The organism is Natronorubrum aibiense, from assembly GCF_009392895.1.
Taxonomy (GTDB): Archaea; Halobacteriota; Halobacteria; order Halobacteriales; family Natrialbaceae; genus Natronorubrum; species Natronorubrum aibiense.
The window spans coordinates 2,271,003-2,295,214 of the sequence record NZ_CP045488.1 but is presented as its reverse complement, the minus strand read 5'-3'; the positions used below and the strand labels follow the sequence as shown (position 1 = coordinate 2,295,214).

The window sequence follows — 24,212 nt, the reverse complement described above, 5'->3', positions numbered from 1 at the left end:
CTTAGCGACAGCATAGGCCGCGGACACGCTGTTAGCGGCCGTATAGTAATCCCCGCTTCCTCGAGCGTACTCGTATGTTCGGAACGAGCGGTATCCGAGGAACTGTTGGTGACGACGTTACAGCCGAACTCGCACTCGCCGTGGGGCGAGCCGTCGCATCCGACGGCTACGAGCGCGTCGTCGTCGGGCGGGACGCTCGGGAGAGCGGCACAGTTCTCGCCGAGGCACTGATCGCCGGCTTGCGTGAGTGCGGGGCAGACGTCCTCGAGGTCGGCGTCGCACCGACGCCGACGATCGCGAGAGCCGTGGCCTGGGCGGATGCGGACGCGGGGGTCGTCGTCACGGCCTCGCACAATCCCGCGCCGGACAACGGGATCAAACTCTGGTCGGCGTCGGGCAAGGCCTTCGGTCCGGAGCAGCGCGAGGCAATCGCGACGCGCGTCGAACGCGAGGCGTACGACCTCAGGCCCTGGAACGAGCAGGGCTCGCGCGAGTCGCTCGACGGCGCGCTCGAGCGCCACACAGGGGCACTCGCCGAGGCAGTGTCGATCGACGATCCGCCGAGCGTCGTCGTCGACGTCGGCAACGGGACCGGCGGGATCACTGCTCGCGTGCTTGCAACGCTTGGCTGTGACGTCGTTACGCTGAACGGCCAACAGGACGGCAGCTTTCCGGGTCGGGCGAGCGAGCCGACGCGAGAGACGCTCGCTGGCCTCTCGTCGCTGGTCGAATCGACGGCTGCCGACCTCGGGATTGCCCACGACGGGGACGCCGACCGGATGATGGCTGTCGACGAAACGGGGACGTTCGTCCCGAAAGACGTGCTGTTCGCGCTGTTCGCGCGCGAGGTCGCAAGCGACGGCGACGTCGTCGCCGCGCCGGTCGGAACGAGTATGACAGTCGACGACGCGCTCGCGGCCGTCGGGGCATCGGTCACGCGAACGCCGGTCGGCGACGTCTTCGTGGCCGAGGAAGCGAGTCGACCGGACGTCGTCTTCGGTGGCGAGCCAAGTGGGGCGTGGATTTGGCCGACGGAGACGCTGTGTCCGGACGGCCCGCTCGCGGCCTGTAAACTCCTCGAGCACGTCGCCGACCGCGGGCCGCTCTCGGAACTCGTCGCCGACGTCGAGACGTATCCGATCCGGCGAACGTCGCTCGAGGTCGAGGCGAAAGCCGCCGTGATCGACCGGGTCCGCGATCGGGCCCGTGAGCAGTACGACGACGTCGAGACGCTCGACGGCGTCTCGATCGACCTCGAGGACGGATGGATTCTCGTTCGTGCCAGCGGAACCGAACCGGTCGTCAGAGTCACGGCCGAGGCTCGAACCGAGTCGCGAGCCGAGGAGCTCGTCGCCGACGCCGTGGCGATTGTCGAGGGTGCGCTCGAAGCGGCCGCCTGACGCCGTCGGAACCGTTCCACGTGGCCGTCGGCTCGCGATGTCGGCGTTCGAATTCGTAACGCTTGTGATACGTTTCGAGCTCCTTGGCGTCGAACAGCCGACAATCCGGCTGAACGGTAGGTTTAGCGAGCCGATAATGAAGTGTGTCGTCGACTCCGGTTCGGATAGATCGCTGTGCGGTATCGACTGCCTTCACTATCGGGCCGTCCCGATAGTGGGTGACCGAGACAGGACACGATGAGACACATGGAACGATGAGTGGGACCTTCGACCGTGACGACGACGCATCGACGACGACTACTGTAAACGACTCGAGCGGGCTGGAGACGCTGGTGATCGGGATCGACGCGGGCTGTTTACCCGTGTTCGAGCGACTGTTCGAGGACGATCGGATTCCGACCCTCGAACGGCTCTGTTCGGAGGGGGTGACGGCTCCGCTCGAGTCACAGATCCCGCCGTGGACGCCGAGTGCGTGGCCCTCGATCTACACCGGCGTCAACCCCGGCAAACACGGCACCATCGGTTTCGTCGGCTACGACGGCTACGACTGGCACGTGACGAGCAACGACGACGTCAACGAACACCCGCTGTGGACGCTGCTGGACCAACACGGTCGCTCGAGCGTCGTCGTCAACGCTCCCGTCACCCACCCGCCGGACGAGTTCGACGGCGCGGTGATTCCCGGCTTTCTCGGGCCCGAAGATCCCGCCTGCCATCCCGAGGGACTGCTAGACGACGTCCGGGACGCGATCGGCGACTATCGCGTCTACCCGAAGTACACGCGCGACAACGACTCGCTGTCAGACGCCGAAAAGATCGCGGAGTACCGGCGACTCGTCGGGATGCGCGGGGAGGCGTTCCGGTATCTCGTCGACGAGTTCGAGCCGGATCTCGGCTTCGTCCAGTTCCAGAAGACGGACACGGTGTTTCACGAATTCGACGGCGACGAGGCGATGGTCGAGGAGGTTTACGAGGCGACCGACGAACAGATCGCGGCGATCCTCGAGGCGCACGATCCCGACCGTCTCTTCCTCGTCAGCGACCACGGCATGGGACCGTACGACGGATACGAGTTCCGGCTCAACGAGTTCCTCCGCGACGAGGGCTACATCGAGACGACGACCGGCGGGAAGGGGATGCCGTCGTGGACGCCGATGCGGCGGCGGCTCCGCGAGGGCAAGGAGTACGACACGTGGGAGCCCGGAACGGCCGCACGCCTCGCCGCAGTCGCGGCGCGGTTCGGGATCACCGCTCGTCGACTCAGGATCGCCCTCGAGCAGGTTGGACTCGCGGAGTTCGCGAAGAAGTACGCCCCGGGCGGGGTCTCTCGGACGGCGAACGAACAGGTCGACTTCGCTGCATCGACGGCGTACGTCCGTGCTCGAACCGAACTCGGGGTCCGGATCAACCTCGAGGGCCGAGATCCGGACGGCGTCGTCCCGCCCGAGGAGTACGACGAGGTACGCGAAGACCTCATCCGGACGCTTCAGGGTGTCGAAACGCCCGACGGAGAGCCGTTCTTCGAGACGGTCGCCCCCCGCGAGCGATACTTCCACGGCGAGCACGTCGATGACGCCGTCGACATCGTGACGATTCCCAACGGGTTCGAACACGCCCTCTCCGAGCAACTCGGCGACGGCGAATACTTCGGCCCGGTCGAGCCGTGGAACCACAAGCTCGATGGCGTCTTCGTCGCGATGGGCGAGGGAATCGACGAGGGCCAATCGCTCGAGCACGTCCATCTGTTCGATGTCGCACCGACGATCATGGCCGCGATGGACGTTCCCATCAGCGATCGCATGGACGGGACTGTCGCACCTATCGTCGACCCCGTCGATTCGATGTCGTATCCGGCCTACGACGAGTCGGACGAACACGACCAGCCGGCGCCGGACGACGAAGTCACCGATCGGCTAGCAGATCTCGGCTATCTGAACTGATCGGGGTAGAATGGACGGTTTCAGCCACTGCAATCGTCGGCTACGCGTTCGATAAATAAGATGTTTGAAACCGACTGTACGGAACGGCACGAGTATCTCCATGGGATTTATTGCCGAAATTCACCTCTCTCACGACGATCTGGCGCTGATACCGACGATCAGACGCTCCCCCGACATCACGCTCCGGTACGAGTACACGACACCGACTGACGAACGGAGTCGTCAGTTTGTCTCCGCGTTCGGCGGTGATTACACGGCCCTCGAGGAGGCGATGGCGGCGGATCACACGATTTCGGATCCGACACGTGTCGCGACGTTCGAGAATCGATCGATCTACCGTGTGACGGTCGAGACCGCCCTCGAGGTCATCCCTGAGCACTGTATCGAACGTGATCTGTTCGTGTTTAGCGTTACGAGCAACGGCAAGGGGTGGGTCGCGCGTGTCCACCTCCCGAACCGTGATGCGCTGGCCGCGTTCCGGGAGTGTTGTCAGGAGGAACGCATCTCGTTTCACGTCACGCAGTTGTACGACTCGTCGGTTTCCGATCAGCGGACGTACGTGCTCTCCGAACAACAGTACGAAATCCTCTCGCTGGCGTACTACGCTGGCTACTTCGACGTGCCACGGGAGTGTACGCAGGACGACCTCGCCGAGCAGTTCGAAATCTCCGATTCGGCGGTCTCACAGCGGCTTCGCCGCGCCATCTCGGAGCTAATCGCCGGTACGATCGAAAACGACCGAACGCCGGCCGAATACGAGTGACGTCTTCTCCGCGCTGACGGCCGAAGCAGTTTCCCATCTCATCACACTGCGCACTCGACGGACGGCATCAACTGAGACGGTATCTCATTTGTTAAGTGATTGTTAAGCGCGCTCTGCAGAAGTGAGGAAAACCAGTCTTTCTGGCCCGACAACTTCCAATTTCACGCTGTAAAACTGTCGATCACATCAATATTTTTATAATATCGTCAGCGGATAGATCCAGTATCCGGACTTAAAAGGTTGCTATCCGAACCCATAGTTACTGAACCCCTTCATTACTCATACTGAAATGACTATCAATGTCGGAACGAAGTGGGATGCGAAATTCGGATCGTGGGAGTTCTCCTCATTCTCGGTCTCCTGAAACCGAACACGGACGATCGTTGCCCGAGGATCGAACTGACACACACCGTTCACGGCGAACGTTTTTACAGGGTGTTTCGGCCGTCGGTGCCGCTGCACTCGGACTGACGTCGACTGTCACCGGCGCGTCGGACTCGTTCGACCAGTATTACGACGACTACGGCACTGTCATCGACGTCGTCGAAGCCGGAGCAGATAATACCGGTTCGGAATCGATCACGCCCGTTCTCGATGATCTGCGGGCCGACGATACGCTGCTCGTCTTCCCCGAAGGGCGCTACTACATGGACGAGCAGTTCCGGTTTACTGGCTTCGACAACTTCGGTATCGTCGGCGAGAACGCGACGCTGGTTCCAGCGAACTATCACGAGTTCGACGGTCCACAGTATCGACTGTTTCGGCTCGGTGTTTCGTATAGCCCCGGTCGACGGCTTCGCTTCGAGGGCTTCGACATCGATCAAACGGCCCCAGACACGGGTATCCGGGCGATCGAGACGTATGTCTCCGACCGACTCGAGGTACGCGATATCATCGTTCGTGGCCAACACGACAGTGGGACGTGGGGGCCTGGACTGTTCAACATCACCTCCACCGACGGTTGGGGGATCGTCGAACGGTTCCGAGCACCGGGCGGCGGCGCATGGGTCAACAACACCCCGAACGCCGGCAACCGCTGGCGCGGTCCGATCGGAATCGAAGCGAATCAGAACAAGGGGACACTTACGTTCAGGCGGTGTGCCCTCGGTGCGTTCCCGAACAACGGCCTCTATGCGGCCGGCGGCGACGGGACAATCGTCGTCCACGGCGGCCACTACAAGAACAGCAACGGCGCGAACATCCGCGTCGGCGGCCAGGGTAGTGAGATTCGGTGGCCGACGGTCGAAATCGACGACACGCGATCTGACGACCGCTCCCAGCGCGGGATTCGGATCGAAAACGGCCGCAACATCGAAATCTACGGTGCGGCCGTCGAAAACACCTCGCCGAAACCGACCAGCCACGCGATTTCGGTGATGAACACCTGCGAGAGCGCTCGTATCGACAACACCCGAATTCGACTCGAGGGATCGGCCGTCAACCACGGAATCGTCTGTTCGCCAGAGTGTGGTGCGACCACGATCGTCGACACGGAGATCACCCACGAAACGGCTGGCGGCTATTCGCTATGGATTCGAAACAGCGACCGAACCGAGCAAGTGCTCGCCGAGAATCTCACGATTACCGGCCGAGCGGGTGACGCCAGCGGCTTCCGCGACGGTATTCGCTGTGAACGTGACAACAGTCGCTTTAGCCACGTCGACGTCTCCCAACCCGGCCGCGACGGCGTCGACAGAAACGCGATCGTCAACATGGCCGACGACGTGACGATCTACAATAGCGAACTGCGCGCCAGCCAATATCCGTACGTCGACCTCGGCGCCGATTCGCTCGTGAGAGATTCCGTCCTCGAGTCGACGACGAACGAGGAAGCGGTCTGTCTCTACGACTCCGCAGAGAATCCGACGTTCAAGAAGAACGAACTGGACGGCGGCATTCGGAACCTCGGTGCGGATGGCGTGACGACCTGGGCGAACACGTACTGAGAAGCGCTACCGCACACCAGAAAATCGCTATCAGACGGCTTCTCGACCCGGCGTCGAGCGTTTAACCCCCGTATAATAACGCCTCGCCGTTGCCATCGTTGTGATATCGTGAGTGTGTCGGATGCTGATACTGTCGGAGCGCAGTTACTGACGGGACGTGGCCGCCTCGTCGGCCGAAACCCTGCTGGAGGCGATCGACAGTCCGAACGACCGTCGACACCGCACGGAACTGGTCGTCGACGCGATACGCTCGGGGGAAAACCGTGAACAGGAGCATCGCAAGTGGCGTCTTCTCGGTCGTCAGTTCGAAAGTCATCGTGCTGGCGATCACGACCCTCTCGACGCCGATCCTGTACCGGTTTCTCGGTGCCTCAGCGTTCGGCGAGTACGCCTTCCTGCTGTCAGTGTTTGCCATCTACATGATCTTCGTCAGTTCCGGAATCACCGACGGCGTCCGGAAGTTCCTCGCCGAAGACCGGAACGCGGCGAACTGGAGCGAACACGTCGTCGGCTTCTACTTCCGACTGGCAGTCGTCCTCGCCGTCGTCGGCGCGTTGTTGCTGGTCGTCGCCGCCCAGTTTGGGCTCGTCGCCCTCGCGTTCGGCGAGGGATTGACCATTTACTTCTACGTGCTGGCCGCACTCGTCGTCACGGCGCAGTTTCGCGACTACGCTCGAAAGACGCTCATGGGATTCGGCCTCGAGCGCTACTCGGAGCCGCTGAAAGTCCTCGATAAGGTCGGCTTCGTCGCCGTGGCGATCCCGCTCGTCTACGCCGGAGCTGGCGTGATGGGGGCGCTCGCGGGACACCTCTTTGCAAGCGTGCTCGTCGCCGCCGTCGGGCTGGTGATTGTCCATCGACGAGTCTCGCTGTCGTGCGTGTTCAGTCGGCCGACGGCGCGATTCCCGCGCACGGAACTGCTCACGTTCAATTCGCTGAGCATCGTGCTCGTGTTCCTGTTGATGTCGCTCTATCACATCGACATCGTGATGCTCCAGCGATTCGCCGAGAGTTCGGCGGTCGGGAACTACCGGGCAGCGCTCACGCTCGCGGAGTTCCTCTGGTTCGTCCCGTTGGCACTCCAGACCGTGTACGTCCACTCGACGTCGGAGCTGTGGTCGCAAAACCGCCACCGGAAGATCACGGACCTCGCCTCCCGGACGACGCGGTACACGTTTTTGCTGACGGCCGTTATGGCGGTCGGGCTCGCGGCGCTTGCGGACATCGTCGTCCCGCTTTATTTCGGAGCCGAGGCGGAGCCGGCGATCGAACCGCTGCTGTTGTTGCTTCCGGGCGCGCTGGGCTTTGCCCTCGCCCGACCGATTCTCGCCGTCTCGCAGGGGAACGGAACGCTCCGATACCCGATCGCGGCCACCGGCACTGCGGCCGTGATCAACGTCGTGCTCAACGCCATCCTGATTCCGCGCTACGGCATGCACGGCGCCGCCGTCGCGACGAGCATCGGCTACGGCACGATGTTCGCCTTCCACTGCTGGAGCGCGCGACTCGTCGGCTTCGATCCGCTCGCCGACGCCCGATTCGGACGCGTGATCTTGACGACTGCCCTCGCAGCCGTTCCCATAGTCGCCCTCTCGACGGCGCTTTCGGGTCCGTGGCTGGCACTCGCCGTCGTCCCGCCGATTGGGTTCCTCATCTACCTCATCTTCGCGTTGCTCGTCGGCGCGCTTGACCCGGCGGAACCGTTCGAGATCCTCGCTGTGTTCCCCGAGCCGATCGGCTCGAGAGCGGAGTCGATCCGTAGTCGCCTCGAAACACGGTTGGGCGGTGAGACGTCACGAAACTGGGTCCAACACCTGCTGTTCGTCGCCGGGCTCTCGTTGCTCCTCTCGGGACTCGCACTCGGGGTCCTCGACGGTGGGGTCTAAGACGTGTTCGTGCTGTGGTGAACGCGGGTATCGGCAGGGACGGCGGTTCCACTGTACGAACGACAAGTGTGACGTGGCACAAGACCATGCCGACTGGAACGCATCGGTGAACATCGCGTGGCGTGAGAAGGCGAAACTCGACGGTAACGATACGAATTACCGGACTCACAAAACCCAGCCGCAAGTTCGGTTAGTGCGTCTGTCCGGGTCGGGGCGCGTAAGCCGCCCACCCTCATCTCGCTCGCTTGCCGAGCAGGGAGTGCTAGCGCACGGCTGAAGGAACTACAAAAGCCTCGGGCCACCGTGCCCGAGGCTGTTTACTGCGGTTTCGCTGGCACTGGATCGTGCAGCGACATTGATCAGTTCGATTTTGACTCGAGCATCGTTCCCGACCCGCTGGAATGACAGCCGATGGTATCTCGACCGTGCCCGACTGTGACGTATGGGTGAGACAGTCTTCAAGACGATTGACACGCTACTCGAGAGCGTACAAAACGAGACGAATGATCCGGAGCAGTCGTTCAAACTTCGAACGGCACGGCAACTGATCGTACTGCTTCACGAGCGACACATCGCAGGACAGGACGCACTCGCAGACGTCGACATCGACCAGAAATCCGTAGCGAACCTTCGGCAACTGGGGTATTTCGACTGACGGACGCGGATTACTGGATCTGGGACTCGAGGTGTTCGCTCTCGGCCATGTCGAACACCATCGCGAACAGCAACAGCACGATTCCGGCGATGGCAACAAGCACGCTCGTCTGCCCGATGGCGACGCCGGTGCCAAGGAGCATTGTCACGAGCGTTAGCCCCGCACCAAGGACGCCGGCTACAGCTGTCCCGGCTCCGATGAAATAAAACAGCGCGAGCGGGTGGAAATCGAGCACGAGGTACTTGGTTTTGAGTCGCCACAGGAAGTTCCGGAGCAACATCGAGGAGACCTTCGGGATGTAACTCGAGTAGGTGATACTCGACTCCTCGTCGCCGTAGACGGCCGGCATCGCGACGTCGGCGACGCGCATTCCGTGGACGTTCAGCTTCACGAGCAGGTCGTTGCAGTAGCCGTAGTACTCGTAGAGATTCTCGAGGTCGATCGCCGCCAGCGCGTCGTGGGAAATCGCCGTGTAGCCGTTCTGGGGGTCCATCGTCTTCCAGTAGCCCGAGGCGATCTTCGTCAGGAACGTCAGGATCGCGTTGCCGACGAATCGAAAGCGCGGCATCGCCGCGCGGTACTCCTTGGAGAGCAGTCGGTTTCCTTTCGCGTAGTCGGCTTTCCCCTCGACGATCGGATCGAGTAAGCGTGGCAGCTGGGAGAGGTCCATCTGGCCGTCGGCATCGACGGTGACCGTCGCGTCCACGCCGTCCTCGAGGGCGGCGAGATAACCGGTTTTGATCGCCCCGCCGGCACCGAGGTTCTCCCGATGCTGGATCGGCACGACGCGACCGATCGGATCGTGAACCGACGCTCGAGTCGTGAGTGCGGATGCGCCACCGTCCGCGACGAGCGGCCCGCTTGCGGTGTCGGGGGCCGACTGGGCCTTCGCGTCCATCCGGGCTGCCTCGTGGATCTCGTTCCACGTGTCGTCGGTTGACTGGTCGTCGATCACGTAGAGCCGATCGACGGCCGACGGCATCTCGCGAATCACGTCGCCGACGAACCTCTCCTCGTTGTAGGCGGGGATCACGACGCCGATAGTTGCACCTCGGTACATCAGGCTCCCTCCAGCAGGTCCGTCGCGGTGACGACGGCTACGTCCTGATCGTCGATGTACGCGAGCAGGTCCGCGAACGCGCGCTCGTCGAAGCCGTCGTCGTCGATCTCCTCGAAGCGGACGACCGCGAGTTGGCCGTGCGTGGCGGCGTAATCGACGTACGTTTTCGTCTCCGAGCCAGCTGTGCCGGAGAACGTACCCACGTTATGCGGGTCCGTAAGCGCCAGTCCGTTCGGCCCGCCGCCGTACCGGAACGCCTGCTCGTAGTGTTCTCTAACGAGGTCGATGGTCTCCGGACCGAGGACGTTTCGCGGCGTAATGAAGTGTTTTGCGCCGTCCTCGAATCCCCAGCGCTCGAGTGAGACGTTCGTCCGCTCGATCAGGTCCGCCTGCTGATCGGGGCTGTACTCGTGGATGAAATTCGCCCCCGTGCGCGGTCGCGCAGCCATATCCCAGCCGGCGTCGTCGAGTTCAGAGAGCATATTGAGCGTGAGTCGGCCGTCTCGAGTCTCGCCGACGGCTTCGGGGATGACCGCCTCGACGCCCGCGTAGCCGTACGTCTGCATGTGTTCGAGTGCGTTCGTGTAGTGGCTCTCGAGCGTGCCGTCGAACAGCAACATAACCTTCCCGCCATCGGGTCGATCGACGGCCCGCAGATCGTCGACCTGGCAATCGATGGGACCGGAGTGATCGCCACGTCGGTGGACCGACACTCGAATCTCACGGACGTCCGCGAGGTCGGGCTGGCCGTCGATCTGATTCGTTCCGAAATCGACGCGGACCCAGCGATCCGTCGGCCCGGTGAGCGTCCGCCGCATCCTGTGGGCGTGCTGTGCGTTCGGCGCGAACAACTCGAGGGTCAGCAGTATCTGTTCGCGGCCAGTGAAGTTGACGGCGAGCGAGAGGTTCTGCTCACGCAGATCCAGCCCGTCGGTCGCCGTCGTGTAGATCCCCGCGTACTCGGTGTCCTCGCCCGCGGTGAGGCGGGCCGACTGTGCCCCCGCGTACGGGTCGTTCGTCGCGGCCTCGAGGCTGCCGGCATCGATCATCGACACCCACGGATCGAGCTCTTCGAAGCGCGCGACCGATTCGCCGGGCAGGTCGAGGTCCTCGGATTCGTCGTCAGCCCCACCGTCCAACTGTCCGCCCGACTGCTCATCGTCGGCCCCACGCCACCCCTCGATCGTCGAGAGACAACCGGCGAGGCCGAGCGTTCCGGCTGCGCCAACGGTGGCCATGAACGATCGTCGGTTTCGACTCGTCATTGCCGCCGTCAATGAACCAGCTATCCTTTCTTATAGAGTCGTTAGACGCACAACTCGCCAGCCAGCGACACACTCTCTGGGCGGCATCAGAATCGTGCGCCGAACGGCAGAAACCAACCACGCAACCGCTGTGTCGAGTTTACCCACTCGATAATAATGCGGTGTGGACGGCTAGAATCGGCAAATGACTCGCGTCAGCGTCATTATTCCGACGTACAACAGAGCGACAACGCTTCCCCGAGCGATCGACAGCGTTCTCGCACAGACGGTCGACGACCTCGAGGTCGTCGTCGTCGACGACGGTTCGACCGACGAGACGAGTTCGGTGCTGGCAAGCTACGACGACCCGCGGATTCGCCCCGTCGTTCACGCGACCAATCAGGGGGCGAACGTCGCTCGAAATACGGGACTCGAGCACGCAAGCGGGGAGTACGTCGCCTTCCTCGACTCGGACGACGAGTGGCACCCCGCGAAACTCGAGCGCCAACTTGACTGTCTCGAAAACCGCTCGAGCGAGTGGGTCGGCGCGTACTGTGATTCGGCGTTCGAACTGTCGGGGACGAGCGGTCGACTGCGGACGGCTGCTGCGTCCGTCCTCGCTCGCGGCGACGAAACGCCGACCAGAGAGGGCGGCGAGGAACTGGTCGGCGAGATTCTGGCGGACAACGTCCAGCCGGGTGCCGGCTCGACGCTGCTCGTCGAGACGAGCGTCGCCAGAGCAGCGGGCGGCTTCGACGAGCGTCTCGATCGGTTCCAAGATCCCGAGTTCTGTCTGCGGGTGCTCGAGCACGGCAAACTCGCGTACGTCGACGACACGCTGGTTCGGCGCGAAGAGACCGGCCATCCCCCTGCAGACGTGATCAAAGACGCGAGCCAGCAGTATCTATCGACGTACGACTCCGAAGTCGACTACTTCGAAACGGCGGGCTACGAGATCAGATCGACACATGAACTCATCCTCGCGAAGCGGTATTTCGCCGAAGGGCGACTCCTGCGCGGGCTCTGGCACGCCCGCACGGCGTCGATCTCGGCGCGTCACGTCCCCGGTCTCTGCTGGGCGGCCGGCTCTGGCGTTCGACGGCGGCCGGTTCCGATCGCCACAACGGTCATGGTTCTATTCGTCGCAACCGTCCTGGCATGGTCGGTGTTTTCACAGCGCGCGTTCGCGAGCACCTCGTAGTCGACAATCGAGCACACCTCAGTATTTCGGACCGTCAGACGCGCATATTAATATTTGAAACGATCTTGACCAGTTGGTAACTAAGACACTCACGCTGACAGCAGCAGTCGTGAGTATCCGATCACTCTACCACACGGCCAGAGGACTGCAGGGGCTTGCCAAAGCCGAGTACGAATCGACGACGACGCCGTCGCTCCGTCGACGGCTCTGGCTCTGGCGTCGCGGCTTTCTCAGCCAGTCGGACGCCGTCTACGATCTCGAGGAATCGACCTACGAGTCGTACGTGAACGACTACCAGCGCTACGTGCGAACGAAACGGATCAACGGCACGTGGTCGGTCGCGCTGTCGAACAAACTCCTCTTTCATCGCGTGTTGCAGCCGTTCGACGACCGACGAATGGCCGTCTACGGCATGATCCGCGACGGGACGTTCCACGGCGTCGACTCGAGCGAGGGCCGCCGTGAGCTGACGGACGGCGGTGCAACCATGTCGCCGCCCGCCAAAAGCGCTCGCGAACCGGCCACGGACGGGGACAACGCCGCCCAGTGGGTCGTCTCCCGACTCGAGGACGAGGAGAAGTTGGTGCTCAAGTGGGCCCACGGTGGCGGCGGGAACAACGTCTTCCTGTGTACGCACACCGACGACGGCTACCGTGTGAACGGCGATCACTACACCGCCGCCGAGTTACGGTCGCTGGTGACCGGCCTCGACGAGTACCTCGTCTGCGAGTTCGTCGAACAGGGATCGTTCGCGGCCGACCGCTACCCGGATACACCGAACACGCTTCGCATCATCACGATGTACGACGCGGTCGAAAACGAACCGTTCGTCGCCGCAGCGATCCACCGGATCGGAACGTCGGACTCCGAACCACTCGACAACTTCACGCAGGGCGGACTTTCGGCGGAAGTCGACCTCGAGACGGGGGAGCTCGGTCCCGGTGCGAAACCACCCGCTGGCGACGGCGTCGAGTGGCACGCGAGCCACCCCGACACTGGAGCGCCGGTCGAGGGAGTGTCCGTCCCCGGCTGGGAGCGGATTCGAGACCAAATCCTCGAGATGGCGGACGCCTGTTCGTTCGTCCCCTACATCGGTTGGGACGTCATCGTTACCGGCTCCGATGGGGAGTTTTCCGTCATCGAAGCGAACAGCTACCCCGGTCTCAAATCGATTCAGGTTCACGGACCGCTGTTGACAGACGACCGCGTTCGACGGTTCTACGAACGGATGGATGTCTGTTAGCGGCTGAAGAATCGTTTGACGGATCAATACAGCAGTCAACGACGAGTGATAAAAACGACTAGTAGTGCTGGGCGGTCCGCATCTCCCAGAGGTCGTCGAACGTAATGACTTCGACGTCGGCGTCGGCGATATGCGCGAGCAGCGCTTCGTAGTCGTCCTCGGGCATCGTGTTGTTCGCCTCGAACGTATGGAAGTTCAGGATCGTACACTGGTTGTGCTCTGCGGCGAGGTCGACACAGCGCTTCGAAATCTCGAGATCGTGGCCGATCGTTCGCGGTAGCGCAAGCGGATCGAAGCCGTAGACGTTCGTCGTGTTGACGTTGCCGGACTGGTTGAAGCCGCCGCAGTAGTGGTAGTTCGTCTTGTGCTCGAGGCTCGTCTTGTTATAACTGTTGTGCGGGTAGACGATGTAGTCGGCCCCTTCGAACCCGTTGTCGATGTACCACTGCTTGTCCTCTCGGAGTCGCGCCTCCATCTCGTCCCCGTCTTCGTACTCGTGAATCGGCGTGTGCGTGCCGTGGACGACGATCTGGTCGCCTTGTTCCTGGCGCTCCTGGAGTTCCGAGACAGACATGATGCCGTCGCGACCCTGTTCCGTCCAGTTCGGGATCGGTGCTTGAACGGTTCGGAAGCCGTACTCGTCGTGCAGCGGCGAGGCGACGTCGTAGTAGTCGCGGTCGCCGTCGTCCCAGGTCAGCATGACGTACCCCTGATCGGGTTTCTCGTGGGTTCGCAGGTCGTCGATCCAGACCTCTGCCTCGTCCATATCGTGGCGAATCTCTATCCGCAGCGTCTCGAGTTCGTCCATCGTCGGTTCGTACTGACTCTGCTCGAAGACACCCGGGCTCGAGCGGAACCAGCCGACGTCGGGGCTTCGGTAGGTGATCTCTCGGAGTGAGTGTACCTTGCTGCTTCCGAACCGGTCGAAGAACCACAGGTTGATTGCGATGTTCTGCGGCGTTGTCGTCCGAACGGCAAAGGATAGATCCAACCCGGTCAGGTCCTCACCCTCGAGGCTGCGTTCGGCGACGATGTTCTCGCTGCCGTTCGACTGGAGCTTGAAACTCTGGTCGCCGTCGAAAACGACGTCCGTATCCGCTTCGCCGGATCCCTGCGTAACCTCCCAGCCCTCGAGTTCGCTGAAATCGTCGAAAGAGTCTCCCGGCTGTCGATACTGCTCTCTGCTGTTGTACTCGGTCTCGAGCGGGGGCACCCCATCAGCGAGCGCCGCAGCCGCCGAGCGGCCCGACTCGTCACCACCGGCCGACACCTGGTCGTCGACGCGGTTGGTAACCGACTCGAGACGATCAGCACAGCCGGCCAGTCCGGCAAGGCCAGCACCGCCCATGAGGGCGAGCGCCCGTCGCCGCGTGGTTCGGTTCTGTGACATTGGTAGCCGACACTCTCGACAGCGCGACCATTATTATGGATTTGATAGTCGTGCAACGACGCCGCTCACACCGGCGTTCGTCGGGCGATTCGGGGCTTAACAGTGCCATAGTTAATGGCGACTCTCTCGGAGGAGAGAGCAGGAACGCGTATGCGAGTGCGCCGCTGTCTCGACGTCGGCGGCTCACTTCTCGTTCGGATACGGTGATCTTCGACGATGAACAGGGAACTCTTCGGGGTATTTGGCGGTATCGAGACGTTCGACCGATTTCGATCCAGCGACGAGTTCGACGAGGTTCTGGATGGCCCAACTGTCACGGTCGGAATCAGGGATTCCGATCTCGGAACTCCCGGTTGGAGCGCTCGGTACGCTGGCGAGGAGGGTATCTGCGTCATCTGGGGCGAAGTGTACGTCCCCGGCGACGAGTCCAACGCCGCACGCTGGCTGGTCGAACAGTACGAGAGGGACGGGGACGACGCTCTGTCGACACTCAACGGGTCGTATCTCGCCGTCCTCGACACCGCGGCAAGCGACGGTGCGGTCGTCGCCACGGACCCGGTGCGATCGCGAGAGTGTTTCTACACCGACGACCCCGGGGTTCGCGTCTTCGGAACGGACGCCGCCGCGATCGGCCGAACGATCACGGAGCCGACGATCGACCGAGACGGCGTCCTCGAGTTCCTGCATCTGGGCGTCGTTCTCGGCGAAAAGACCGCTATCGAAGAACTCGAGCGCCTTCCGATCGACAGCCAGCTGAGGGCGACCTCGATCAAGTCGCTCCGTCGATTCGTCTACCAGCCACAGGAGTTCGATTACGCGACCGAACTCGCCGAGCGGCTCGACCGAGCCTTTCGGCGGCGGTCGTCGCTGCCCGGCCGAAAGGGTGTGCTCCTTTCGGCTGGGTACGACTCGCGGATCATCCTCTCACAGGTGTCCGATATCGAGCATAGCTACACGGTCGGGTCGCCGGACGCACAGGAAGTCCACGGTGCGAAACGGCTCGCTGCCCAGTACGACTCGGATCACACCGCGTTTGCGCCGGACGAGCGATATCTCCGCCCCGACGAGTCCAAAATCCGCTACTCGCAGGGGATCAAAGAGTCGCTTCACATCCACCACGCCGGCTACACCGACGAGCTGCACGTCGACACGATGTATCACGGCCTTCTCTGTGATACGTTTTTCCGCGGCCACTTCACCGCAGAGGACACCATCGATGTTCTCGACAAACGGATTCCGCTCGGCCGACTCGATCCCGATCCGAACCCAGTCGACGTGTTACTCGAGAAGTTTGGGTACGATCTCGAGGCCAGTCTCGACCTCGCCGAGCGAACGTCGTTCGACACCGATCCGGAGCCGTTCGTTCGAGAGGCGATTACCGACGAGTTCGATGCGAGGGGGTCGCGTGCGCAGACAGTACAGAATACCCTTACATGCGTCGGCATCGCCAACCAGCCGTCGATCCCGTTTCACAACCACCTGTCGGATCACTTCCTGACGTCGTTTCTGGCAACCGATCGCGAACTGATCGACTGGCACCTTCGAACACCGCCGGCTCACCGAACGACTGCGACGTTCCTCGAGGCGTGTCAGCAGTTAGACCACGATATTTTGCGCCACCGACCGCCTGATCGTCCCCACAATAGCACGCTGTTGAACGAGGTCGAAGGATTTGTCCGTCGGAAGACGCCGTTTCTCCCGTCGTTTCAACCCCCGTGGCCGAAACGAGAGGTGCTGTTCGATCGCTACGAATACGATCAACAGCTGCTATCTGATACACCCCACGTGCATCCACTGCCAGCCAGACACAAACTGCGACTCACTGACCTTCGGGGCTGGCTCGAGGGCTGGTCAGGGCCACAACCGAAGTCGAACTCGAAAACCCGGCTGTCACAGTCATCGATCTGATACCATATTTACGAAGAGTAACAGGATCTGATAGATAGCAGGCTATTAACACTTGTTGCACGTTCTGGATCACGTCTAGTGCGAGAACGAAACGCTCTAAGACGAAGATAGATCTTCCGTAATCATGGAACCGTGAGAATACTTATATACCAATGGATTCTAGCATGGAATATGCGTCTGACACCGTCTTGGCTTCGCTCTTCGACGGACGATTCACCCGAGGAGCGGCCGGGGGATGCAGAGACTCCTTCGGAGGTTACGATCTATTACTCACCTCCGAGTAATCTCTCAGAGACGAGTGGGACGGCGGAGCGTGCTGCGGAATTCATCCCTGAGTCGGATACTGCACTCGTCGGTGTTCTAGACGAGATGCATACGCCTACAACCGTTGATGAAGTAACTGATCAGCTAGTCCAGCCTGCACGACCACCGATCGACACCTGGGCAACCGTTCACGAAAAACTTCATCAGGATCGGCTCCCGGAACTCGATACGTCTGGGTATATCGAGTTCGACACCGAGCAAGGTGTGATCGACTGTCAAATGTCCCATGCGAGCACAGAATCACGGCTGTCAGCGGGTTTTCAGTGGGCGTCGTTGCGCAAACTGTTTTTCATGCTTATTCTACTGGGTGCTGTTTCATCGCTCGCTGTATCGGTGCTCGTTTTCTCTACAGCCATTGATCCGGTTTCGCTCGTCTCGGGCGTTCTATAGACTGGGAGTTGCCCTCAGTTGAGAAGACGACTGATAGTCAACACGGTAAAGAGCAGGAGAATCGACGCGCTCAACGCGATTCCAGAGAGGAGCGAGAGGAACGGTAGTTCGATGACGGCACCGATCAAGACGACATAACAGAGGACTGTCGCACTGATGTAGTAGTCGTCCCAGTCCGTATCGGACGACTGGTCGTCCGGCTGTTCGGCCGATGGCTCGATCTGCAGATACTGATCGACCTGATCAGCCAGTGGTTTTCGGACGACGATACCACGGTTTTGCTGGTAATCGATAATCCCTGCCTCGTCGAGCTTCGACAGATGAGACTGGTAAAGCGGAATGTAGACACGCTGTCGCTGTGTCGAGGTGAGCTTTTCGACAGTCGTATCGTGTTCCCACGCCGCGACCTGTTCTGCGATGTCACGCATACGAACTGGCCCTTCTTTATCGCGAAGATATCTGAGGACCAACCGACGGCGTTCGTTTTGTAGCAGATGAAAGATTTCGTCCTTCGAGAACGTAGGCTCTTCGGCAGCACACTCTGTTTCGCCGCCCGTGTCTGCCTCATCCTGTTGTTCCGAGCTGATATGTGTCGATTTCATCGCACCAGTCTCCCCTAAACAGAAGTGGGTAATAAAGGATTGGATCCGTACATTTCAGTGATCTTCATTTTCAGTATTTTCACGAGCGAGAATTACGTTTTTGGTGATTTCAAAACTGCGTATATCTGTCTCTAAGGCATTGAATAGGTAATATTCAAAATGAGTTCCCGAATTTATTTCTCACTATCTCGGATAATATGTTCTCCAAAATCAGATCCAATTCACGACTGTTCTGCTTCTCTTGATTGTTTAAATCCGTCAAATAGGACTCGAGACAACGCACTGTCGAGAATGTTATAGATGAGCGTCAGACGGCTGTCAGACCGACTCGTTCGAACGGGGCTTACCGGGGTGATAATAAACCGTCACCGGACCGATGATCGACAAAATGAGCGACAATCACTGGTGGTTTTTCGATCTCACAGTCGTCATCGTGATTACTGGCGGCCTCACGTTCGGAATATTTTCTGGCGTAGAAGGCTATGCAAGAATACTGCTGACGATTCCACTTATCCTCTTCTTTCCCGGCTATGCGCTCGTCTCAGCCATGTTTCCGGACAAGCCGAACGACGAGTACCAGTCGTTCGACGAAGAGAAAACCGGACTCGGAAATCCGTTGTTGGTGACTGGCGGATTGGAAACAGTTGAGCGACTCGTCCTGTCGGCAGTCTTTAGTATTGCCCTTGCATCGGCGATTACCCTTTTCGCGTCCGTAACCCCCTGGGGTTTGGCGCTCGAGACGATACTCTCCGGGATTGCGTTGGTCACTGTCGTGCTATCACTTGTCGCGATCGGATCTCGCTATCGGTGTCCACCTGCCCAACGGTTCACACCATCGCTTTCGGTGGGTGGACTGTTTTTCACCCAACGACGACACGCTGCCTACGAGCAGACGAACACTCGACCGTACAACGTGGCGATCGTGATCGCATTGGCCCTGTTGGTCGCAAGCGGTGGGTTTGCGGTCGCGAATCCACCACAGTCTGCTGGATTCACCGAATTTTCGGTCGAAACGGACCCCGTTTCCGGTGACATCGATACCATGTACGAAGCGACGTACACCGCTGGCGAAACACAGGAGTTGCAGACAACGATCACGAACCAGGAACACGACGAACGGACGTACACGACCGTCGTCCTGCTCGAGCGCGTGAGCTACGACGGTGACGACGTGACCGTCCAGGAAACGGCAGAGATGGACAGACAGTCAGTGACAGTCACTGACGGCGACACACAGCAGCAGACACTCGAGGTCACACCGACGATGCAAGGCGAGGAGTTTCGACTGACACTCCTGCTCTACGATGACGAGCCACCGGCGACGCCGACAGCTGAGAACGCATATCGAACGATTCACCTGCCGATCGTGATCGAATAATCGGCGGAGGAGCGTCGACGTAGATTACGTTCGCTCCTGACTCCCCACTGTCGGCTTTTGTAGCGATGATTGTTCGGTGATCGATGCCGACTACAGAACTCCTTTGGCAGACAATGGCTAGATCACCGATTGATACGGTTGTGCTGTGGCATTGGCACCCGTCAGCAGTGGCTGCGCAGGTGTCGTTCGCTACTCATCGACCCGCTCGAGAGCGTGCTCACTGAGCGGGAACGATCGCCCGCACCCTCGAGAGAGTGGCCGGCCCGGCCGAACGGTCGTCACGTGATCGCGCTGAATCATCACGAGCCCTTGCACAGCCCGTGCTAGCGAGAACTGCCACTCGAGTGTGGACAGGCGACACGGCGTGGAAACGAATCGGAAGCAATGGTCGATGTTCAAACCGACTGCGACGCAGCTGACGACACGCAGCGCGTCGCTTTCGCAGCGACTGTCGCAGGCCATTCAGTGGCCACGAGTGCGTCACGGCTCGTCACTCGCGGTCTCGAGGCGAGCGGTGAATCGTCGCTGTCTGTGTTGTTTTGGCGCTGTGTTGTTTTGGCGACTTGTGTTTGCGCCCGCGCGAGGCCGGTGGCACGTGACACCACCAGCAGGGTGTGGCGGTCGGGCTGGCCGACGGGCAGTTTCACTCGATCGGCCGACTCGAGGACGTGTGTAATCTGTTTGAGCCGATCGGTAGCGGTGATGAGTATGGGATGCCACTCGAGGATGATCGATCCGATTTTGTGGCGCACTCGAGGAACACAGAGCGATCCCCTACTGCAGACTGGTTGCGCTGACGTGTGATCGGCGAGAAACCACCGCTCGAGAATAAGTAGCGTTACCGAGACGCTGGCGACGCCGCACACATCGTCACGTCACCGTTCGTGTAGACCGTTGCCTGTGTCGGCCCACAGAGTCGCGACTGGGAGATTCGCTCGATTCGGCCGTGGCCATCGGCGTTGTTGAAGTACGTCGCGCTGGTCGACTGTGCCGACCGATAAACGACGTAGTCGTGTTCGGCGGTGCCATCGTCGGGCACCGTCGCTGTCGTCGTCGACGGATACGCGCCGGTCCGACTGATCAACGTCTGGTAGGGGTGGTCGGTGTGGAGTTGCTGGTCCGGCCGGATCTCCTGTCCGCTCGGCGACCCGGTTAGCTCGCCGATCGATTTGACTGCGGCGAGTTCCGATTCGTCGTAGGCGAGGCGCTCGTGTTGCTGGTCGAAGACTGGGTTATCTGCGTTACTCTCGACGGCGACTACCATCGCCCCCGGATAGACGAGGACGAGCAGCAAGAGCACGGACGCGACGAGCTCGGGCTTGAGCCCCTGTCTGAGCGTCCGCAGGCCGATTGCACCGAGGATCGCCATCGGTGCGAACAGGAACGCGAACCAGCGAGTCGGAATGAAGTTTCGAATCCCGAACATCGGCAGGCCAAGCACGAACACCAGCATGAACGCCGCTGCCAGCAAGAGCGTGAACACGGATTGTTCCGCACGCCGTCTGTGGACGACGTACAGACAGCCGACGAACGTTATCCCGAGCAAGAGCAGGAAGCCGAGCGTGTCTATGTACGGCACGACCTGCTCGAGCAACGTCGGGGCCGCCTCGGCACCTGCTTCGGCCGGCTCGGACGAGGAGGAACTTGCGAGATTGAGGAAGCCGGCACTCTCCTCGAGCGTCTGGCTGAAGAAACTCAGGACGGTTGCTAGGAACGACTGCTGTCCGTAAGGGGTCAGCGACCAGACGAAGATCGTCAGCCCGACGTTGAAGGCGACGAGGCCGACGAGGTTAACCGGCTTTTTCGCCCGGAAGACGCTCGTGTCGAACCGCGTGAGCCCGAGAGGACCGACCTCGAAGACGAGCTGGGCGAGAAACGCCGCGAGCAACAACACGAGCATGATGAACGTCGACACCTGATGCGTGAGGATGACGGCGACGCTCATCAGCAACAGCAACGAGAAGTCACGAATCGTGTACTCGATTCGCATGACTCGGATCAACGCATACAGCATGCCGAGGAAGAAGACGAGTCCCAGACTCGTGGGGATGAGATGCAGCCCCCATCGCGTGACGTGACTGCCCAGCGCGAAGAGCGCCGTCGCCAACACGGCCCACCGCTGTGAGACGAGCAGGTTCGTGGTCGCGTAGACGAGCAACACCGACACGGGCATTACGAGTCCGACGGAGAGATACAGAGCAGCGCGGATCGGGACGTCGTAGAGCAGCGACGAGGCGGCGACCAACAGGTGGTAAAACGGCGATCCGTAGTGTTTGTTGTCGGCGATGCCAGTGACGGATTGCTCCTCGAGGATCGCCTGAATAAGCTCTGCGTGGGTCCAGATGTCGATGCCGATGTGACCTGTCGTCGCGTACAGCGCGGTAGCCCGGAAGACGAACGCAAAGAGGACGATCTGGAGCAAGAGGAGTCCGGGAGTGAACTCGCGGTCGCTCACGAACACGATCTGCCCGAGCAGGAGCGTTCCAATGACGCCCGCTACGCCGAAGAAAATCGGTGTCCGCGTGCCCTGAATCGCCGTCAAGAGGACGAGTCCCGCGAGTCCACTCAGAACGACAGCCGGCAGTGCCATCGAAACCGTCGACGGAAGCGTCGGGAACGCGTCCGTATTGTCTTGTTGATACAGTGTGACGAGATACAGGATACACGCCGTCCCGAGTACGAGTGGGACGGTGTTGATGTACAGCTGTGATGCGAAAAACCGCAGCGGGAACAACACCAGTGCAATCAGCAATCCGCCGATCGCTGCGACGGTATCGAGTCGAAGCGGGCGCAACTCCGAGAGCGACTTATACCCCATGTTCGACCCCCGTTCGATGGCCAGTCGGTTCGTCTCGGTCGAGAACGCGGCGGTACAGTTCGTGCAGGTCTGCGCCCAGCGCGTCGACACCGAGGCCGTCGATTACGTCGCGGCCGTTTGCCCTGCGATCCGAGTCGACGACCGTCTCGAGACCGTCGATCAACGCGCCGTCGTCGTCGCTGACGACGCAGTTTCGGACGTCATCGATCGTCTCGCGGACGAATCCGACGTCGGTCGAAACGATCGGCAGGGTACACGCGGCGGCTTCTTTGACGACCATCGGTCCACTCTCCCGTTTTGAGGTGACGAGCAGAACATCGCTTGCGTTCATATAGTAGGGTATTTTATCGTGGTCGACGCCGGTGACCGCGCGAAGCTCGAGATCGACGTCGGCGAGCTCGACGAGCTGACGAGCGCGGTCGTAGTCTTTCACGTCGCGGCTGGGATCGTACGGAAAGAGCGCGATCGGTCGATCGGTTTCCCAGCCGACGTGGGCTCGAGCATCCTCTTTCGGCATCGGTCTGAACAGGTCCGTATCGACCCCGAACGGGATCAGTTCGTGATCGGCCTCGAGCGCGCGCGCCATCGTTCGACTCGGCACGACCGTCGCGCTCGCGCGGCGGGCGCTGAACTGGCTGAGCGAGCGCAGCCACGAGTGGTCGCTCATCAGATCCGTACCCCACAGCGTCAGAACGACCGGCCGAATCGGCTGTGCGAGAGCGAACGGCGCGACGAGTCCGTAGTTCGCGTGCACCAGATCGTACGCTCCGGAGCGAAGTTCCGAGAGCAGTTTCGGATAGAACCGCGCGTAGTCAGTCAGCGAGCGGGTCGAATCGCCGCGGTGTGCGCCGGGAACGCTGCAGACGGTACAGTCGATACCGCGAGCCTCGAGTGCCGACACCTGCTGGTCGAAAAACGGCCGCGGCGAGGTGACCACTTGAAGGACCTTCATGATTCGCTTGGATTGGGTGACGAAGGCGATCGGTTCGACGCCTGCGGTCCCGCGACCGTCTCGAGTTGCTGGACGACGAACTCCGTCACGTCGATGCGGTCCTCGAGCAGGCGCTCGCGTCGCTGTGTCCACGTCTCGGCGGGCTCCTCGAGAACCGCATCCGTCTTCTCGAGCGCGCGCGTGTGACGATCGGGGCCGTTGAACCCGAACAACAGCCCGTATTCGGACTCGAGGTCGGCCGTGTAGCCGAGCGACGCCGGGTTCACGTAGATCGCCGGCGTGCCGAGCACCGCAGCCTCGGCGGCGGTCGTCGCCCCCTCGCTGACGACGATGTCGGCGGCGGCGAGCAGATCGTGCATCCGCTCCGGCGGGGCCGTGAACTGGTAGGACTCGAGGTCGGCCGGCGGCTCGCCTTCCGCCGTGAGACGGACCGAACAGCCCGCGGCCTCGAGTCGATCGATGACCTCTCGCGGGTCGTCGAAGCCGCCGTGGCCGACGTCGTGTGAGGCTTCCCAACTGCTGAGTCGAACGAGGGCGAACCGTTCGTCGGGCTCGAGGCAGACTTCCTCGCGAACAGTCGGGTCGGGCTCGAAGCGGTCGGGGTGGAGATAAGCGAGTTCGTGATACCCCGGGTAGGTCCGCTGGGCCGGCCCGATCTCGCTTCGGTAACACGACGGCGTACAGATCACGTCCGCGAACGGGTAGGCGAGTTTAGTGATGAGCGTCGCGTGTTCGGTGTCGTAGAAGACGACGCTCTTCGTCCCGAGCACCGACGCCACGTGGGCAGCGGCGACGCCGCCGATGGCCGTGATCACGTCCGGCTCGATCCGTCGCGCTCGCGCCAGCAGGCGCAACTCGTAGGTCGCCTGCACGGTCGCAAGCGAGAGCAACGATCCCGACTCGCCGGCCAGCACCTCGTGGTCGATGTCGTAGGCCTCGAGCAGCGCAATCGCCACGTCGCTTTCACGAGCGAAGACGTGTACCTCGTGGCCACGGGCGCGCAGTTCCGCGATCGAGTGGCGGAAGAAGTGGACATGGCCGGGGTGTTGAATCGTCACCACGACGCGCATCGTCACTTCACCTCCGCGCCTGCGACGGCGTGACTGTGGTGG

Annotated in this window: 18 protein-coding genes and 1 pseudogene; 12 read left to right on the top strand and 7 right to left on the bottom strand. The window is 61.3% G+C overall.

All coding sequences use genetic code 11. The features are described from left to right. Nucleotides 1–74 precede the first annotated feature (74 nt). The 7 genes and pseudogenes from glmM to GCU68_RS11150 all read left to right on the top strand — a co-directional run bounded on the left by glmM (nt 75) and on the right by GCU68_RS11150 (nt 8,590). The gene (gene glmM / locus GCU68_RS11180) at nt 75–1,400 is read left to right on the top strand and encodes a phosphoglucosamine mutase (RefSeq protein WP_152941645.1); all 1,326 of its coding nucleotides are present in this window, start codon (nt 75–77) and stop codon (nt 1,398–1,400) included. A 254-nt stretch (nt 1,401–1,654) separates the two neighbouring features. Beyond that, the gene (locus tag GCU68_RS11175) at nt 1,655–3,340 is read left to right on the top strand and encodes an alkaline phosphatase family protein (RefSeq protein WP_152941643.1); all 1,686 of its coding nucleotides are present in this window, start codon (nt 1,655–1,657) and stop codon (nt 3,338–3,340) included. A 100-nt stretch (nt 3,341–3,440) separates the two neighbouring features. Next, complete coding sequence (locus GCU68_RS11170; RefSeq protein WP_152941641.1) at nt 3,441–4,103, top strand: helix-turn-helix domain-containing protein; 663 nt, start codon at nt 3,441–3,443, stop codon at nt 4,101–4,103. Between the two features lie 299 nt (nt 4,104–4,402). After that, nucleotides 4,403–6,049, top strand: coding sequence for a twin-arginine translocation signal domain-containing protein (locus tag GCU68_RS11165; protein ID WP_168927090.1), 1,647 nt, complete (start codon nt 4,403–4,405; stop codon nt 6,047–6,049). A 263-nt stretch (nt 6,050–6,312) separates the two neighbouring features. Beyond that, nucleotides 6,313–7,935: a flippase gene (locus tag GCU68_RS11160; protein ID WP_152941639.1), complete on the top strand. Its 1,623-nt coding sequence runs from the start codon at nt 6,313–6,315 to the stop codon at nt 7,933–7,935. Further along, nucleotides 7,931–8,212 (top strand): annotated as a pseudogene (locus GCU68_RS11155) (zinc ribbon domain-containing protein); the annotation flags it as partial. The gene GCU68_RS11160 and the pseudogene GCU68_RS11155, both read left to right, overlap by 5 nt. Before the next feature lie 165 nt (nt 8,213–8,377). Further along, nucleotides 8,378–8,590, top strand: coding sequence for a hypothetical protein (locus GCU68_RS11150; protein ID WP_152941637.1), 213 nt, complete (start codon nt 8,378–8,380; stop codon nt 8,588–8,590). Between the two features lie 10 nt (nt 8,591–8,600). On the opposite strand, the gene GCU68_RS11145 is transcribed toward GCU68_RS11150, so the two are convergent. Both GCU68_RS11145 and GCU68_RS11140 read right to left on the bottom strand, forming a co-directional pair. Continuing rightward, on the bottom strand, nt 8,601–9,650 hold the full coding sequence (locus GCU68_RS11145) for a glycosyltransferase family 2 protein (protein ID WP_152941635.1): 1,050 nt from the start codon (nt 9,648–9,650) through the stop codon (nt 8,601–8,603). Continuing rightward, nucleotides 9,650–10,915 carry a polysaccharide deacetylase family protein gene (locus GCU68_RS11140; RefSeq protein WP_152941633.1) on the bottom strand — a complete coding sequence of 422 codons (1,266 nt, stop codon included), beginning with the start codon at nt 10,913–10,915 and terminating at the stop codon, nt 9,650–9,652. The genes GCU68_RS11145 and GCU68_RS11140 overlap by 1 nt, the downstream gene beginning before the upstream one ends. A 184-nt stretch (nt 10,916–11,099) precedes the next feature. Between GCU68_RS11140 and GCU68_RS11135 the strand changes: the two genes are divergently transcribed. After that, nucleotides 11,100–12,095, top strand: coding sequence for a glycosyltransferase family 2 protein (locus GCU68_RS11135; RefSeq protein WP_152941631.1), 996 nt, complete (start codon nt 11,100–11,102; stop codon nt 12,093–12,095). A gap of 109 nt (nt 12,096–12,204) precedes the next feature. Further along, entirely contained in the window at nt 12,205–13,338 is a 1,134-nt protein-coding gene (locus GCU68_RS11130; protein WP_152941629.1) for a sugar-transfer associated ATP-grasp domain-containing protein, read from the top strand. Nucleotides 13,339–13,396: 58 nt separating this feature from the next. Here GCU68_RS11130 and GCU68_RS11125 read toward each other — a convergent pair whose 3' ends face one another. Further along, nucleotides 13,397–14,728 (bottom strand): polysaccharide deacetylase family protein, encoded by a 1,332-nt coding sequence (locus GCU68_RS11125; protein ID WP_152941627.1) that lies wholly within the window; start codon nt 14,726–14,728, stop codon nt 13,397–13,399. 216 nt (nt 14,729–14,944) lie between these two features. Between GCU68_RS11125 and GCU68_RS11120 the strand changes: the two genes are divergently transcribed. Beyond that, nucleotides 14,945–16,636, top strand: a complete 1,692-nt coding sequence (locus GCU68_RS11120) for an asparagine synthase-related protein (RefSeq protein ID WP_152941625.1) — start codon at nt 14,945–14,947, stop codon at nt 16,634–16,636. A 171-nt stretch (nt 16,637–16,807) separates the two neighbouring features. Beyond that, the gene (locus GCU68_RS11115; RefSeq protein WP_152941623.1) at nt 16,808–17,350 is read left to right on the top strand and encodes a hypothetical protein; all 543 of its coding nucleotides are present in this window, start codon (nt 16,808–16,810) and stop codon (nt 17,348–17,350) included. A gap of 14 nt (nt 17,351–17,364) precedes the next feature. Here the strand turns inward: GCU68_RS11115 and GCU68_RS11110 are convergent, their stop codons facing one another. Next, nucleotides 17,365–17,952: a DUF7344 domain-containing protein gene (locus tag GCU68_RS11110; protein WP_152941621.1), complete on the bottom strand. Its 588-nt coding sequence runs from the start codon at nt 17,950–17,952 to the stop codon at nt 17,365–17,367. A 388-nt stretch (nt 17,953–18,340) separates the two neighbouring features. Here GCU68_RS11110 and GCU68_RS11105 point away from each other — a divergent pair, with 388 nt between their 5' ends. After that, on the top strand, nt 18,341–19,330 hold the full coding sequence (locus tag GCU68_RS11105) for a DUF1616 domain-containing protein (protein WP_152941619.1): 990 nt from the start codon (nt 18,341–18,343) through the stop codon (nt 19,328–19,330). Between the two features lie 838 nt (nt 19,331–20,168). On the opposite strand, the gene GCU68_RS11100 is transcribed toward GCU68_RS11105, so the two are convergent. Genes GCU68_RS11100 through GCU68_RS11090 form a run of 3 tightly spaced genes read right to left on the bottom strand, consistent with a single transcriptional unit; the run spans nt 20,169 to nt 24,170 of the window. After that, a complete protein-coding gene (locus GCU68_RS11100) occupies nt 20,169–22,148 on the bottom strand; it encodes a hypothetical protein (protein ID WP_152941617.1) in 1,980 nt (659 codons plus the stop codon). Next, nucleotides 22,138–23,100 (bottom strand): glycosyltransferase, encoded by a 963-nt coding sequence (locus tag GCU68_RS11095; protein WP_152941615.1) that lies wholly within the window; start codon nt 23,098–23,100, stop codon nt 22,138–22,140. The genes GCU68_RS11100 and GCU68_RS11095 overlap by 11 nt, the downstream gene beginning before the upstream one ends. After that, nucleotides 23,097–24,170: a DUF354 domain-containing protein gene (locus tag GCU68_RS11090; RefSeq protein ID WP_152943701.1), complete on the bottom strand. Its 1,074-nt coding sequence runs from the start codon at nt 24,168–24,170 to the stop codon at nt 23,097–23,099. Before GCU68_RS11090 ends, GCU68_RS11095 begins: the two co-directional genes overlap by 4 nt. Nucleotides 24,171–24,212 lie beyond the last annotated feature (42 nt).